The organism is Sulfitobacter sp. SBS6 (genome assembly GCF_048285585.1).
Classification (GTDB): Bacteria; Pseudomonadota; Alphaproteobacteria; order Rhodobacterales; family Rhodobacteraceae; genus Sulfitobacter; species Sulfitobacter pontiacus.
The window spans coordinates 262117-277214 of record NZ_JBLWBA010000005.1; the positions used below are offsets into that span (position 1 = coordinate 262117).

Genomic DNA, 15098 nt, shown 5'->3' on the forward strand with positions numbered 1-15098 from the left:
GGGGCAGAACGCTCCATAAGTTAGGGTGAACAGGATATTTGAGGAGGCCCCCATGGACCTGCCCTTTGACGGTGCGATCAGCGCCTATTTCGAAAACGACGCGCCCGCGCCCATCAACAAGGCGATCAAACGCGCCGACAAGGACGATATCCTGAGCGACAGCTACCCCCATTCCGAACGTCTGGGGCGCAAGCAATATGACCGCGAGATGGATCGGCTCCAGATCGAACTGGTCAAGCTGCAAGCATGGGCGCGCGACACCGGCACGCGGATCGCGATGATCTTTGAAGGCCGCGACGCTGCGGGCAAAGGCGGCACCATCTCGCGCTTCCATCAGAATTTGAACCAGCGTTCCGCCCATGTGGTGGCCCTGCCCAAACCCACCGAAACCGAAGCAGGTCAATGGTATTTTCAACGCTATATCAAGCATTTGCCAACCGCCGGCGACATGGTGTTCTTTGATCGCAGCTGGTATAATCGCGGTGTCGTCGAACCGGTTTTCGGCTTTTGCACCGAGGCCCAGCGTGAAGCCTTCTTTGATCAGGTGGTCCCGCTGGAAAAGATGCTGGTGGACGACGGGCTGCACCTGTTCAAATTCTGGCTCAACGTAGGCCGCGGCGAACAGCTGCGGCGGATGCTCGCGCGCGAAGGCGACCCGCTGAAACAATGGAAACTCAGCATCATCGATGTCAAAGGGCTGGCGAAATGGGACACCTATAGCGCCGCGATCAAGGACACCTTGCAGCGGTCCCACACGCCGCAGACCCCGTGGACGGTGATCCGCTCTGACGATAAACGCCGCGCGCGGCTGGCAGCGATCCGGACCGTGCTCCACGCGTTTGACTATACAGGCAAAGATACCAAGGCGATCGGCGCGATTGATGACCAGATTTGCGGCGGGCCGGATATCTGGGATGCCTAAACGCGGCTATCACCACGGCAACCTGCGACAGGCGTTGATCGACGGCGCGCTCAAACTGATCGAGGATCGCGGCCCCACGGGGTTCACCCTATCAGAGGCGGCGAAACAGGCGGGTGTCACACCCGCAGCCGTCTATCGGCATTTCGAAGGCCGCGAAGACCTGATCGCCGAAGGCGCATTGCAAGGCTATGATATCTTTGCCGAATTGATGGAAGCCGCGTATCAATCCGGCCAGCCTTCCGCGCTCAAGGCGTTCGAGGCGACGGGCCGCGCCTATCTTGCTTTCGCCCGCGATTATCCGGGCCATTACATCGCGATGTTCGAAAGCGGTATTTCCGTCAACCGCACCCCCGATCTGGCTGCCGCTGCGGCGCGGGCCAATGGGGTGCTGGAACAGGCCGCAAGCGATCTCAGCCAGCATATCCCGTTGGAAAAGCGCCCGCCCGCCTCGATGTTCTCGGCCCATATCTGGGCACTGAGCCACGGTGTGGTTGAACTCTTCGCGCGGAATTCCCCCGGCAGGGCCTCGCCCTTTCCCGCAGATGATCTGCTGGAAAGCGGCATTGGCATCTACCTGCGCGGCCTTGGTCTGGTAGGACCGGACGACTAGGCGGCGATCTCCGCCAAGGCCTGCGCCGCGATCTCGAAGGATTTGACCCGCGCGGCGTGGTCGTGGATCTGCCCTGTCAGGATCAATTCATCCGGTTGATATGTCTCAATCATCTGCGACAGTTGCCGCGCGACACGCTCGGGGCTGCCCACGGCAGTGACCCGCAGGGCCTGATCGACGGCCTGACGCATCTGCACGCCAACCTCGGCATCAATATCGCGCACGGGACGCGGCAGCTTGCCTGGTTTGCCGGTGCGCAATCGCACAAAAGCCTGCTGCATGGAGGTCCGAAGGTAGGCCCCCTCTTCATCGGTATCCGCCGCGAAAACATTTGCCGCCAACATGAAATGCGGTTTCTCCCACTGCGCCGAGGGTTTGAAATCGCGACGGTAAATCGCCACGGCGTCTTCCAACGCATCGGGGGCAAAATGCGAGGCAAAGGCATAGGGCAGCCCGAAATGCGCCGCCAGCTGCGCGCCATAAAGCGAAGAGCCCAAGATCCACACCGGCACATGGGTGCCCTGCCCCGGATGCGCCATCACACGCGCCCCCGCAGGGGCCTCGCCAAGATAGCCGATCAGCTCGGCCACATCTTCGGGGAAACGGTCGCCCCCTTGCATCCCGCGCCGCAAGGCATGGTACACGGCCTGATCCCCACCGGGCGCGCGCCCGAGGCCCAGATCAATCCGGTCTCCGTGAATCGTGGCAAGCGTGCCAAACTGCTCTGCAATCGCCAGCGGCGCGTGGTTCGGCAACATGATGCCCCCCGCGCCCACACGGATGCGAGAGGTGTGATCCGCCACATGGCCGATCAACACCGATGTCGCGGCAGAGGCGATCCCCGGCATATTGTGATGCTCTGCCATCCAGTAGCGATAATATCCCGCCGCTTCGGTCCGCTTTGCCAGATCAATCGTATTCGCAATGGCCTGACGGGCATCTGACCCTTCGGGCACGGGGGAAAGATCAAGGACTGAATATCGCATGGGGCGGCTCCGTTTTTAACGCATCCTTTACCTAAGCACGCAGCATTGAAAACAAAACCACCCCGCCGGCTTCATTTTGCGAAATAAACTCTCCCCGAAGGGTCGGCTGGCCTCAGGCGCATACGAAAAAGGCCGCCCCAGCAGGAGCGGCCTTTTCCAAAAACTGTAAAGTAAAACTTAACGCTTGGAGAACTGGAAGCTCTTACGCGCTTTCGCACGACCGTACTTCTTACGCTCAACAACACGGCTGTCGCGCGTCAGGAATCCTGCCGCTTTCAGCGCGCCGCGCAGGGAGGGATCGTAGAGCTGCAGTGCTTTGGAAACACCGTGCTTAACCGCGCCCGCCTGACCGGACAGACCGCCACCTTTCACAGTTGCAACAACGTCGAACTGACCGTCGGTGCCTGTGATGGTGAAAGGCTGTGCCAGGATCATCTGCAGAACGGGGCGTGCAAAATATTCGTTTTGCGCTTTGCCGTTTACGATGACTTTACCGGAACCTGGTTTGATCCAGACGCGGGCAACCGCATCTTTACGCTTACCGGTTGCATAGGCGCGGCCTTGCGCGTCACGCACGGGCTCGCGTGGGGTCATTTCAACTTCTGTCCCCTGAACGCCACCGATGTTCTCGGTTACGGCCGCTTCGAGGCCTTCGAGTGTTTTGATTTCATCAGCCATGCTTATGCACTCCGCGTGTTTTTAGAGTTCATGGATTTCACGTCCAGAACCTCGGGGCTTTGCGCCTCGTGGGGGTGTTCGGAACCGGCGTAAACGCGCAGGTTGGTCATGATCTGGCGGCTCAGGCGGTTGCCGGGCAGCATGCGCTTGACCGCTTGGGTCACAACACGCTCGGGGTGCGCACCTTCAAGGATCTGAGCTTTGGTACGCTCTTTGATCCCGCCGGGGTGGCCGGTGTGCCAGTAGAAGTTTTCTTCACGCTTCTTGCCGGTCATCTGGATTTTCTCGGCATTGATCACGATGACGTTGTCGCCGCAATCCATGTGAGGTGTGTAGGAAGGCTTGTGCTTGCCGCGCAGACGCATGGCAATGATCGACGCAAGACGGCCAAGGACGACGCCTTCAGCGTCGACGATGATCCATTTCTTGTCGATATCTGCCGGTGTTGCAGAAAAGGTTTTCATGGAGGGAATTCCCGTTACTTTGGTGAAAGGGTCCGAAACCGAACCCCGCTATCTGATGGCTGGGTTATAAACACGCCCTTCGCCACGTCAAGCGCCACATTCCCTATTTTCTTACACAAAAACAACACCTTGCAAATTAGGTATTATTATACCCCACAAAAATCACACGCTCAACTGCTCGGGTGGAGAGTCCAGCAGATGTCGCAGGCGCATGATCGCATCCTCAAAACTGTGCAGCGCCACGCCTGCGTTGATCGCAAGCCGCACCGCATGGGGCGCGCGGGCATCGCGGCAGACGAATTCCTCGGCCGAGCGGATTTGCACACCCTGCCCTTCAGCAGCCTGACAGAACGCACCCGCCCGCCAGCCAACCGGCAGGCTCAGCCACAAAAACGGCACGTTGGTGCGCCACGCCACATCATAGCCGCCCAGTATATTCACCGCACTTTGGACATAGGCGTTAAAGCCCTGACGCGTGCCTTCGGCGATGGTGTCGATATCGGGATGTACCAGCAGCTTGGCACAAAGGTCGATCAGCGGGGTCGCAAGGCCAAAGCAATTGTACTCGGCCACGCGACGCAGATCGGGTGTCCGCTGGCGCGGGCCAATGGCGAAACCGATACGCAGCGCAGGGGTCAGTGTCTTGGCCAGCGACGAGACATACCAGCCGCGTTCGGGCGCAAGCATGCGGTAGGTCGGCGCACGCTCTACGCGCATGCGATAACAATCGTCCTCGACAATTTGAAAGTCATGTTTGCGCGCTACTTCAACCAGCGCCTCGCGGCGCGCCACAGGTGTGAAACCGGCGGTCGGGTTATGGACTTCGGGCGAGGTGCAGAAAATCTGAAGATCATGGTTCCGCGCCACCTCGTCCAGCGCTTCGGGGATCACGCCGTCTTTATCCATGGCCACCGGAATGACATCGGCGCGCAGCAGCTCGCCCGCGCGGCGGAAACCGGGGTACGACAGCTCTTCAATCGCTATGGCGGGGCGTCGGCCTTGCAGGATGGACTGGAACACGAGAGACAGACCGTTTTGCCCGCCGTGAGACAGGATCACATCGGCTTCGGTAAAGGATCCCAGCGGCGTGCCGGCCAGCCATTTGACCACGGCTTCGCGGGCGGGGCGCGCCCCGGTGCGGCTGGGATAATGCATCACACCTGACGCCGGATCCTGAGCGACCTCGGCCATCAGATTGCGGATCAGCGTCGCCTGCCCCGCCGATGGAAGGTGCGGCGAGAACATGTTCACGGCATAGGTATCCGCGGGGTAGTTCTTGGTTCCTTGATGCACGTGGTGGGCGATCACATCCATCTCGATCGGGCTGTTGCGATCGGGGGTCGTGGGCGGCAGCGCGACAAAGGTGCCGCGCCCGACCTCGGCCTGCAACGTGCCGCTTTCGGTCAGCATCGTATAGGCCCGTGCCACAGTCCCCGGCGTGACGCCAAGCTTCCATGCCAGTTCCCGCACCGGTGGCAGTTTTTCCCCCGCCGATAAAGCGCCGTTCGAGATACCGTTTCGTATCATTGTAACAACGGCTTTGTATTTGGGGCCAGGCCCGTCAATTTGATCAGGTTGCCAAATTGTACCCATTACAATGTTTTCCTTTTCAAAATGTATCGCATTTTGTACCCCTTTGTTACGGCAAAACGTAACATTGTGTCAATACAATTCAGAAATAGGAGATTCTCATGACACAGACCCTGACCCTCAACCACGAAACTGTGGCAATCCTGAACCAGCGCAGCACACCGTTTGCCGCTGTTCTTGCGGTCAAATTTGCGGTCTGCGTCACGAAGATGGCATCGCGTCGCCGGACACGCAAAGCGCTCGCACAGCTTGAGCCTTGGCAGTTGGCAGACGTGGGACTCACACCGCGACAGGCTCATGATGAGTCTATTCGGGTGTTCTGGAAGGCGTAACGTCCCTGTGGCGCACTCCAGACCTCTTCACTCGGGCCGGTAAATACCGGCCCTTTTTTCGATTGTACCCGTCAGTGTGGGGTACAATCAGCGTGGCGGAATGGCATAGGTCAGCGATGCCCGCGCCACAGGGTCGTCCAGCCCTTCGGAATAGACCAGCACATCACAAATCGACAGCAGCTTGCCGAGCTTGAGCAACCGCGTCTTGGCGATCAGATCGGTGTTGGCCGCTGGCTTGCGCATGAAATCGATCGAGCAGTTTGTGGTCACCGCCAGCGCTTTGGGCCCGATTCGCGCCAAGGTCATCAGATAGGCGCTGACATCGGCCAGCGCGAAGATCGACGGGCCGGACACGGTGCCGCCGGGGCGCAGGTGCCGGTCCGCGGTGAGCAAACGTGTTGTCAGATCGGTCTCTCCGACATGGTCGATGGCGAAATCATCGGCAACCTGCTTGAACACGTCTTTCATAAAAACCGCGAGCGCATCGGCATCCATCATAATTGGCATACTTGTCCTCCCTCATATGTCGCGGCTAGGCTCAGGGAAAAGCGGGAGGGGTTCAAGATGACAATGGTCGAAATGGCATGTGACGGTGCGGTAGTCCGGTTGACGATGAACGCGCCGGACCGGTTGAACGCGCTGTCGGACGAGATGCTGGCCGCGTTGCAGGCGCGTCTGGACGAGATCGCCCATCGGCCCGACATACGGGTCGTCATCCTTGCAGGGGCGGGCAAGGCGTTCTGCGCCGGGCATGATCTGAAGCAGATGACGGCGTTGCGCGACGCCAAGGATGGGGGTGTCGCCGGCTTCCAAGACCTGTTCGAGCGCTGCGCCCGTCTGATGGCGCGCATCCAGTCCCTGCCCCAGCCGGTGATCGCGCAAGTCCACGGCATCGCCACGGCCGCGGGATGTCAGCTGGTCGCGACCTGCGATCTTGCGGTCGCGGCCGAGGATACGCGCTTTGGCGTGAACGGGGTGAATATCGGCCTGTTCTGCTCGACCCCGATGGTCGCGCTCAGCCGCAATATCCCGCGCAAACAGGCGTTCGAGATGCTGACCACGGGCGAGTTTATCGATGCAGCCCGCGCCCGCGAACTGGGGTTGATCAACCGTATCGCCCCACCAGACGAGCTTGCGACGCAGACGACAGCGCTGGCGCAGCAGATCGCGGACAAGCTGGGCACAGCGGTCAAGATCGGCAAACAGGCTTTCTATGCGCAGCTCGCCATGCCGGTCGCGCAAGCTTATGTCTACACGAGCGACGTGATGGTGGAAAACATGCTCAACCCCGACACAGCCGAGGGCATCGCGGCCTTCCTGGAAAAACGCACCCCTGAGTGGGATCAGTAGGCCGGAAACAGACTGTTTCCGATGGTGCCGCACAGATCACGAATTCGTGCTTTCAATTCGGGCGCTTTTGTGGCACAAATAAGACAAGGCTGATGCCTTGATGATTTTGGGTCGCCGCCGGCGGAAGGTCCCTCCAGGTCAGCCTCTCACTGACCGACCGTTCCCGCAGCGGCGACCCCAAAAATCCCCCTTCACATTCAGTCGATATGTTTGATGGCCCAAAGGGCGGCGGGCACGCGTTTCGCGACAGGCACCGCTGGCTATTGCACCGCGACAGCCCCTGCCCTACATCGCTGGCATGACACATACACTCCATATCATCGGCGGCGGCATGGCCGGATCAGAGGCCGCCTGGCAGGCGGCGAACGCGGGCATTCAGGTTGTGCTCCATGAAATGCGGCCCAAGGTCGGCACCTTCGCGCATCAGACGGGGCTGCTGGGGGAAATGGTCTGCTCCAACTCCTTCCGCTCGGATGATAACGAACAGAACGCCGTGGGGCTGCTGCATTGGGAGATGCGTGCCGCCAACGGGCTGATCATGGCAACAGCTGAGAAACACCGCCTGCCCGCCGGCGGTGCCTTGGCGGTGGACCGTGACCCCTTCGCGCAATCGGTGACAGACGCGCTGATGGCGCATCCAAATATCTCTGTCGAATATGGCGAGATCACCGATCTGCCGCGCGAGGGTCACTGGATCATCGCGACCGGCCCGCTGACCTCGGGCGATCTGGCGCAGTCCATTGCTGCCGAAACCGGTGCCGAAGCGCTGGCCTTTTTCGACGCGATTGCGCCGATCATCTACCACGACAGCATCGATATGAGCAAAGCGTGGATGCAATCGCGCTATGACAAGGGCGAGACCGAGGAAGAGCGTACAGCCTACCTCAATTGCCCGATGACCAAGGACCAATACGAGGCGTTCATCGACGCGCTGCTGGCCGCGGATAAAACCGAATTCAAGGAAGGCGAGACGGCGGGCTACTTCGACGGCTGCCTCCCGATCGAGGTGATGGCCGAACGCGGGCGCGAAACGCTGCGCTTTGGCCCGATGAAGCCCGTCGGCCTGACCAACCCCCATGATCCCGACAATAAACCCTATGCCGTGGTGCAGCTGCGCCGCGATAACAAGCTGGGCACGTTGTATAATATCGTCGGCTTCCAGACCAAAATGAAATACGGGGCCCAGACAGAGGTGCTGCGGATGATTCCGGGGCTTGAAAATGCCTCCTTCGCGCGGCTCGGCGGTATCCACCGCAATACCTTCCTGAACTCGCCCACGCTGTTGGACGATCAGATGCGTCTGCGCAGCCAGCCGAACGTGCGGTTTGCAGGGCAGATCACCGGTGTCGAAGGCTATGTGGAAAGCGCTGCGATGGGTCTGCTTGCCGGGCGTCTGGCCGTGGCCGAGATCAAGGGCGAAGCGGCCGCCCCCCCCCCGCCGACCACTGCGACCGGCGCCTTGATCACCCATATCACCGGCGGCGCGGATGCGAAAACCTTCCAGCCAATGAACGTCAACTTTGGCCTGTTCCCACCGGTCGAGGGGCTGAAATCCGGCCGTCGCGGCCGCAAGGATCGCTACAAAGCCTACACCGACCGCGCCAAGACAGACTGGCAGGGCTGGTTGGACGGCACCACGCCAGCAGCATGAGCTTTCGCACCCGGTTCGCGCCGTCGCCCACCGGGCCGCTGCATCTGGGGCACGCCTATTCGGCGCTGGTGGCCCACGATATGGCGCGCGCGCAAGGCGGCAGCTTTTTGCTGCGGTTCGAAGACACGGATCTGGAGCGATCAAAGCCCGAGTACATGCGCCAAGCGTTGGACGATCTGGCGTGGCTGGGCATCACATGGGATGCACCACCCCTGATGCAGTCCGAAAATCTTGATGTGTATAATCAAAGTGTTGAGGCTCTTTCTTCACGTGGATTGACCTATCCCTGCCGCTGTAGCCGCAAAGATATTGCCGCCGCGCTCGCCGCGCCGCAGGAAGGGGCACCGCACAGCGTCTATCCGCAGACCTGCAAAACGCGTAGCATGGACGACCGCGGACCGAATGACGCCATCCGCCTGCATATGGACCGCGCAGTTGAACAGGCGTCAGACGGGCTGGGGTTCATAGAGGACGGGCCGCTACACGCTGGCCCCCATCCCCTTGATCATGCAGCGCTTTTGACAAAGATCGGTGATATCGTGGTGGGGCGCAAAGACATCCAAACCGCCGCCTACTTCCTTGCCTCTGCCATCGACGATATCCGCGAGGGGATCACCCATGTCGTGCGCGGCGTGGACCTGTTTGACTTCACTCAGGTGCAAGTTTTGCTGCTGGATCTGCTGGGCCACAAACCCCCGCGCTATTTCCACCACGATCTGATCCGTGATGAAAATGGCAAGCGGCTGGCAAAACGCGATGACGCGCGCGCAATCTCCTTGTACCGGAGTGAAGGCGCGTCACCACAAGATATTCGTGCGATGATAGGGCTTTAGCGCCTATTCATCATCCATTACGTCAAGCGTGATACGTTCGGTACCGTCTTCGACCAGCGTATAAAAGCAGCTTCGCCGTCCTGTGTGACAGGCCGCCCCCGTCTGATGCACCTTCACCAGCAAGCAATCACGGTCACAGTCGATGCGCAGCTCGACCAGCTCTTGCACGTGGCCGCTGGTGTCGCCCTTGATCCAGAACGACTGACGCGAGCGGCTCCAATAGGTGACGCGACCGGTTTCCAGCGTTTGGGTGACGGCCTGCGCGTTCATCCACGCCATCATTAACACCTCGCCCGTGGTCGCATCCTGCGCAATCGCGGGGATCAGCCCTGCTTCGTTGAATTTCAATGTGCTGGTGTCAAAGTCCATCGCCGTGCCTTCAGTTTGTTTTTGCATCATCCGCGTGAAGGCTTATGTAAGGGTTAACGACACAGAGGAACAGCCATGAGTGACGAGACAGACCTGATCAAGCTATACTCGGCGCGGATTTTGGGGCTTGCGGCTGACATCCCACATCTGGGGCGCTTGGAGAATCCCGATGCCAGCGTCACGCGGCGCTCGCCCCTATGTGGGTCCACCGTCACGGTCGATGTCGTGGTCGAAGACGGCACGCTGGCGCAGATGGGGCAGGATGTGAAGGCCTGCGCCTTGGGTCAGGCTTCTGCCGCTGTGGCCGGTGCGGCGGCAGTTGGTGCCACGTTGGATCAGATCCAGACGGCGCGGGATCAGTTGAAAGCGATGTTGAAAGGCCAAGGCCCCGTGCCCAACGCCCCGTTTGACGGGTTCGAGGTGCTCACCCCCGCGGTGGCCTATAAAAACCGTCATGCCTCCATCCTGCTGACGATAGAGGCGTTGGCCGAAGCGATGGAACAGACCCAAGAGGTTGCGCAAAACGGCTAGGCCCGTTCCGCCGCGATCTGCGCCAATAGCGCCGCGGCGGCGATGCCTCCAGCGGCGAACGCCCCCCACCGAACGCCTACACAAAAAAAACGCCGCACATCCGGGCAGGATGGCGGCGTAAGGGTGCGGTGACCGTGAAGGCTCGTTTTGATCCGTGACAGAGGGGACAACTCGGGCACAGGGACGAAGGTATTGCGGACTTCGCCAACGCATAGAGTTTGGGACAGATGCGCGGGCTAGATCAAAACAACACGGTTTACGCAGGCAGAAGTCAAACGAAGGCGGGAAGGTGCAGACCGACCACGAGGATGACAACCAAGGCAGCCGCCCCTGCGGCATCTTGCAACAGCGTGTCTTTCGACCGTTTGGCAATGGCTTTGACTGTAAGGATCGTGGTCATTTGCGTTCTCCCGTTTCCGTTGCCTATTTGTTCTCATTTTCAAACCCCTGTGTAAAGAACTTTATGAGAACAAAAGAGAACAAAATGGGATTAAATTGCTAACCCACTGATATCAAACGGATCGCTTCGTCCTGGCGCATCAGCCACAACAGCAACCGGGCGGCTTTGCCGCGCGGGGTGGTCAGATCAGGGTCCACAGCCAGCAAGGCGCGCGCATCCGATTGGGCGACCTGCATCAAAGCCGCCTGTTTCTCCAGATCTGCCACCCGAAACCGCGGTACGCCGGATTGCGCCGTGCCGATCAGATCACCGGTCCCGCGCATCTTGAGGTCCGTCTCGGCGATCACAAAACCATCCTCGCTTTCGCGCAAAACCTCCAGCCGTTGCCGGCCGCTTTCGCTGAGCGGGGCTTGATACATCAGCAAGCAGGTAGAGGCCGCCTGCCCCCGTCCCACGCGCCCGCGCAGCTGGTGCAGCTGTGCCAGCCCGAAACTTTCGGCGCGCTCGATCACGATGATGCTGGCGTTCGGCACGTCGACGCCCACCTCGATCACCGTGGTGGCGACCAGCAGCTTGGTCTGCCCTTGCTGAAAGTCACGCATGGCCGCGTCTTTATCGGCGGGCGGCATCTGCCCATGGACCAGCCCGACCACGCCTTCGCCCAAGGCCGCACGCAGGTGTTTGAACCGCGCTTCTGCGGCGATCAGATCGCTGACCTCGATTTCTTCGACCAGCGGGCACACCCAATAGCATTGCCGCCCTTCGCTGATGGCGGCGCGCAAGCGGGTTACGACCTCCTCCATCCGGTCGGTGGCAATCAGGGCGGTGCGGATGGGTTTGCGCCCGGGCGGCTTTTCATCCAGCACAGACACGTCCATATCGCCATATTGCGCAAGGGCCAGCGACCGCGGGATCGGCGTCGCGGTCATGACCAAAACATCGACGGCCTGCCCTTTTTTGCCAAGCTCAAGCCGCTGGCGCACGCCAAAGCGGTGCTGTTCATCCACCACCGCAAGGCGCAGATCGCCAAAGGCGACATCGGCCTGAAACACCGCATGGGTGCCCACAAGGATCTGGATCGCGCCGCTTTCCAGCGCGCTCAGCTTGGCGCGCCGTTCGGGCCCTTTATCGCGCCCGGTCAAGAGCTCAAGCACTACACCCGCCTGTTCGGCCAGGGGGCGCAAGCCCTCAAGGTGTTGACGCGCAAGGATTTCTGTCGGGGCCATCAGCACGCCCTGCCCGCCTGCCTCGACCGCTCGCAACAATGCCATGAAGGCGACCAGCGTTTTGCCCGCGCCCACATCCCCCTGCAGCAAGCGGTTCATCCGCGCGCCGCTGGCCATGTCCTTTGCAATCTCGGCGATGGCGCGGTTCTGTGCACCGGTGGGCGCATAGGGCAATGCGCCAAGCACACGCTGCTGCAACTGGCCATCGCCAACCGTCTTGCGCCCCGCCTTCCGCCGGTCCTTGGCGCGCGCAAGGGCAAGCGTCAGTTGATGGGCGAGCAATTCATCATAGGCCAGCCGCGCCCGCGCTGGCGCCGCGGCAGAAAGGTCAGCCATGTCGTTCGGGGCATGCGCCTGTTGCAGCGCATCTGGAAAGTCTGGCCAGTCCTCTTGGTTTTTCTGATTGGGATCAATCCATTCGCCGACCTCTGGCACCCGCGACAATGCGGCCCGCGTGGCCTTATACATCAGCTTTTGCGTGATCCCGCTGGTCAGCGGATAGACCGGTTCAAACGTCGGAATATCGCCCGCCTCGGCTTCGGGCACAACGAAATCCGGGTGCACCATCTGGGGGATTCCGTCAAAAAGCTCTACCCGCCCCGACACCACGCGCCGTGACCCTTCGGGCATCTGCCGTTTCCAGTAATCCCCGCGCGCGTGAAAGAAGACCAGTTGAAAGGCGGTGGCGCTGTCTTCGACATGAATACGGTAGGCCCCGCCCTTGTTTGCAGGCGCCCGATGCGCGCCAACGGTGACCGCCACGGTGACAGTGGCGGGCAGGATCGCATCCTTGACACTGGGCTGCAGCCGTCGGTCGATGCCGGAATACGGCAGCGTAAACAACAGGTCCCGCGGGGCCATCACCCCAAGCTGGGCAAAGTTCTGCGCGGTCTTCGGCCCGACCCCTTCCAACGTTTCGAGCTTGGCAAAGAGGGGGAAAAGCGCCTCGGGCCGGCCCGTCATGCGCCGTCGATCAGCGCAAGCCAGCCGTCCTCGTCCAATGTCTGAATGCCCAGATCCGCCGCTTTCTTGGCCTTGGAACCAGCCCCCGGCCCCGCGACCAGAATATCGGTTTTCGCACTGACCGAGCCAGAGACCTTGGCCCCCAAACGTTCGGCGCGCGCCTTCGCTTCGGCGCGGGTCATTTTTTCAAGCGTGCCGGTGAAGACCACGGTTTTTCCTGCCACGGGGGAGCCTTCGGTAACAGGGCGCGCCACATCCTGCACCGACAGTTCCGCCACCAGCCGGTCGATCGAGGCACGTTCGGCCTCTTGGGCAAAGGTGCTTACCAAGCTTTGCGCCATGACTTGACCGACGCCGTCGACACCGATCAGATCGTCCCAGGCGGGGCCAACCCCGGATTTTGCATGGCCCATTGCAGCCTCGAACGCGGTCCAGCTGCCGTAATGCTGCGCGATCAGGTTCGACGCCGCTTCGCCAACATGGCGGATGCCAAGCGCAAAAATCAGCCGCGACAGGGGAATTTTGCGTTTATCCTCAATGGCCTGAAACAGTTTATCGGCAGATTTCTCGCCCCAGCCTTCGCGGTTCTTGAGCTGCTGCATGCCGCTGCCATAGCGCGCCTTTAGCGTGAAGATATCCGCCGGTTCCGCGATCCAGCCATCGGCATAGAATTGCTCGACCTGTTTCGCGCCCAGACCGTCAATATCAAAAGCCGCGCGCGATACGAAATGTTTCAGCTTTTCAACGGCTTGCGCAGGGCAGATCAAACCACCCGTACAGCGACGCACCGCATCACCTTCCTCGCGGATGGCGTCGCTGCCGCATTCCGGGCAGGTCGTTGGATAGACATAGGCTCTAGCGTCCTCGGGTCGCTTGCCAAGGTCCACATCCGCGATCTTGGGGATCACGTCCCCCGCACGGTAGACCTGCACCCAGTCGCCGACGCGGATATCTTTGCCCTCGCGGATACGGGCCCCCTTACTGTCGAGCCCTTTGATATAATCCTCGTTATGGAGCGTCGCATTCGAGACAACGACGCCCCCCACGGTCACCGGCTTCAACCGCGCCACCGGCGACAGCGCGCCGGTGCGGCCGACCTGAATGGTGATATCCTCCAGCCGGGTCCAGGCTAGTTCTGCAGGGAATTTATGCGCAATTGCCCAACGGGGAGTGGTTGAGCGAAAGCCAAGCCGGTCTTGCAACGCCAGATCGTTCACCTTGTAGACGACGCCGTCGATGTCATAGCCAAGCGTCGCGCGTTGCTCTTCGATCTTGCGGTAATGTGCGATCATCTCTTGCGGACCGTCGCAGAGCGTCGTCAGCGGGTTGGTGTCAAACCCGAATGCGCTCAGCCGCTCTATCGCTTGAAACTGCGTTTCGGCCAGTGGCGCGGACAAGGCCCCCCAGGCATAGGCGAAAAACGCCAGCGGCCTTGCGCGGGTAATCTCGGGATCCAACTGGCGCAAGGATCCGGCGGCGGCGTTGCGCGGATTGGCAAAGGTCTTGCCCCCGTTGGCCGTCTGTCGGGCGTTCAGCGCATCAAAATCGTCGTGGCGCATATAGACTTCGCCGCGCACCTCAAGCAGCGCCGGTGCGCCCTCGATCCGCGTCGGAATAGTATCAATCGTGCGCGCATTGGCGGTGACGTTTTCCCCGACGGCACCATCCCCACGGGTCGCGGCCTGTACCAGATCCCCGTTTTCATAGCGCAGCGACAGCGACAGCCCGTCAATCTTTGGCTCTGCGGTGAAGGCCAGCGGCGTCCCGCCCGGGAGCCCCAGATATTTGCGGATGCGCGCATCGAAATCGACAACATCCTCATCCTCGAAGGCATTGCCTAAGGACAGCATCGCCACGTCATGCCGGACCTTGCCGAACCCTTCCGCCGGGGCGGCACCGACCTTGTCGCTAGGGCTGTCAGCGCGTTTGAGGCCGGGAAACCGTTCCTCGATCGCTTGATTGCGACGTTTCAGGCGATCATATTCCGCGTCTGACAGGTCGGGCGCGTCCTGCGTGTGATAGGCCGCATTCGCCCGCCCCAACAGGTCAGCCAACCGCGCCAATTCGGCTTTGGCCTCCTCCTCGGAAAGCTCCTGAAGTGCGGTTTTATCAGTCACGGTAAGCCCCAGCCTGCTGTTTCAACTGGGGTCTAGATACGCAGGGAACTCCCCCGCGTCTAGAATATTTCCCTTG

Annotated in this window: 16 protein-coding genes; 7 read left to right on the top strand and 9 right to left on the bottom strand. The window is 60.8% G+C overall.

Going from position 1 to position 15098, the window contains the following annotated elements; all coding sequences use genetic code 11:
- Positions 1-52: 52 nt before the first annotated feature.
- Both ppk2 and ACNQ62_RS04665 read left to right on the top strand, forming a co-directional pair.
- The gene (gene ppk2 / locus ACNQ62_RS04660) at positions 53-922 is read left to right on the top strand and encodes a polyphosphate kinase 2 (RefSeq protein WP_418094314.1); all 870 of its coding nucleotides are present in this window, start codon (positions 53-55) and stop codon (positions 920-922) included.
- Complete coding sequence (locus tag ACNQ62_RS04665; RefSeq protein WP_005853462.1) at positions 915-1532, top strand: TetR/AcrR family transcriptional regulator; 618 nt, start codon at positions 915-917, stop codon at positions 1530-1532. The genes ppk2 and ACNQ62_RS04665 overlap by 8 nt, the downstream gene beginning before the upstream one ends.
- On the opposite strand, the gene ACNQ62_RS04670 is transcribed toward ACNQ62_RS04665, so the two are convergent.
- The 4 genes from ACNQ62_RS04670 to ACNQ62_RS04685 all read right to left on the bottom strand — a co-directional run bounded on the left by ACNQ62_RS04670 (position 1529) and on the right by ACNQ62_RS04685 (position 5253).
- The gene (locus ACNQ62_RS04670) at positions 1529-2518 is read right to left on the bottom strand and encodes an LLM class flavin-dependent oxidoreductase (protein WP_009824573.1); all 990 of its coding nucleotides are present in this window, start codon (positions 2516-2518) and stop codon (positions 1529-1531) included. The genes ACNQ62_RS04665 and ACNQ62_RS04670 overlap by 4 nt on opposite strands.
- Positions 2519-2695: 177 nt before the next feature.
- Positions 2696-3196 (bottom strand): 30S ribosomal protein S9, encoded by a 501-nt coding sequence (gene rpsI / locus ACNQ62_RS04675; RefSeq protein WP_005853459.1) that lies wholly within the window; start codon positions 3194-3196, stop codon positions 2696-2698.
- 2 nt (positions 3197-3198) lie between these two features.
- Entirely contained in the window at positions 3199-3660 is a 462-nt protein-coding gene (gene rplM, locus ACNQ62_RS04680) for a 50S ribosomal protein L13 (protein ID WP_005853457.1), read from the bottom strand.
- A gap of 162 nt (positions 3661-3822) precedes the next feature.
- The gene (locus ACNQ62_RS04685) at positions 3823-5253 is read right to left on the bottom strand and encodes a PLP-dependent aminotransferase family protein (RefSeq protein WP_132996627.1); all 1431 of its coding nucleotides are present in this window, start codon (positions 5251-5253) and stop codon (positions 3823-3825) included.
- Positions 5254-5351: 98 nt separating this feature from the next.
- On the opposite strand from ACNQ62_RS04685, the gene ACNQ62_RS04690 reads away from it, so the two are divergent.
- Complete coding sequence (locus ACNQ62_RS04690; RefSeq protein ID WP_005853453.1) at positions 5352-5582, top strand: DUF1127 domain-containing protein; 231 nt, start codon at positions 5352-5354, stop codon at positions 5580-5582.
- A gap of 87 nt (positions 5583-5669) precedes the next feature.
- Here the strand turns inward: ACNQ62_RS04690 and ACNQ62_RS04695 are convergent, their stop codons facing one another.
- Positions 5670-6089, bottom strand: a complete 420-nt coding sequence (locus ACNQ62_RS04695; protein WP_005853451.1) for a PaaI family thioesterase — start codon at positions 6087-6089, stop codon at positions 5670-5672.
- Between the two features lie 63 nt (positions 6090-6152).
- On the opposite strand from ACNQ62_RS04695, the gene ACNQ62_RS04700 reads away from it, so the two are divergent.
- The 3 genes from ACNQ62_RS04700 (at position 6153) to gluQRS (ending at position 9416) form a co-directional block, all read left to right on the top strand.
- Positions 6153-6932, top strand: coding sequence for an enoyl-CoA hydratase (locus ACNQ62_RS04700; protein ID WP_418094692.1), 780 nt, complete (start codon positions 6153-6155; stop codon positions 6930-6932).
- A gap of 298 nt (positions 6933-7230) precedes the next feature.
- Positions 7231-8583 carry a methylenetetrahydrofolate--tRNA-(uracil(54)-C(5))-methyltransferase (FADH(2)-oxidizing) TrmFO gene (trmFO, locus tag ACNQ62_RS04705; protein WP_037944238.1) on the top strand — a complete coding sequence of 451 codons (1353 nt, stop codon included), beginning with the start codon at positions 7231-7233 and terminating at the stop codon, positions 8581-8583.
- A complete protein-coding gene (gene gluQRS, locus ACNQ62_RS04710; protein WP_288960325.1) occupies positions 8580-9416 on the top strand; it encodes a tRNA glutamyl-Q(34) synthetase GluQRS in 837 nt (278 codons plus the stop codon). Before trmFO ends, gluQRS begins: the two co-directional genes overlap by 4 nt.
- A gap of 3 nt (positions 9417-9419) precedes the next feature.
- Here the strand turns inward: gluQRS and hisI are convergent, their stop codons facing one another.
- Positions 9420-9785: a phosphoribosyl-AMP cyclohydrolase gene (hisI, locus tag ACNQ62_RS04715; protein WP_197145696.1), complete on the bottom strand. Its 366-nt coding sequence runs from the start codon at positions 9783-9785 to the stop codon at positions 9420-9422.
- 75 nt (positions 9786-9860) lie between these two features.
- Between hisI and ACNQ62_RS04720 the strand changes: the two genes are divergently transcribed.
- Complete coding sequence (locus ACNQ62_RS04720) at positions 9861-10316, top strand: iron-sulfur cluster assembly scaffold protein (protein WP_289080972.1); 456 nt, start codon at positions 9861-9863, stop codon at positions 10314-10316.
- Between the two features lie 271 nt (positions 10317-10587).
- Here the strand turns inward: ACNQ62_RS04720 and ACNQ62_RS04725 are convergent, their stop codons facing one another.
- The 3 genes from ACNQ62_RS04725 to ligA form a co-directional block, all read right to left on the bottom strand.
- Entirely contained in the window at positions 10588-10716 is a 129-nt protein-coding gene (locus tag ACNQ62_RS04725; RefSeq protein ID WP_005853439.1) for a hypothetical protein, read from the bottom strand.
- A gap of 98 nt (positions 10717-10814) precedes the next feature.
- On the bottom strand, positions 10815-12905 hold the full coding sequence (gene recG / locus ACNQ62_RS04730) for an ATP-dependent DNA helicase RecG (RefSeq protein ID WP_418094315.1): 2091 nt from the start codon (positions 12903-12905) through the stop codon (positions 10815-10817).
- Positions 12902-15022 (bottom strand): NAD-dependent DNA ligase LigA, encoded by a 2121-nt coding sequence (ligA, locus tag ACNQ62_RS04735; protein WP_418094316.1) that lies wholly within the window; start codon positions 15020-15022, stop codon positions 12902-12904. The genes recG and ligA overlap by 4 nt, the downstream gene beginning before the upstream one ends.
- Positions 15023-15098: the final 76 nt, after the last annotated feature.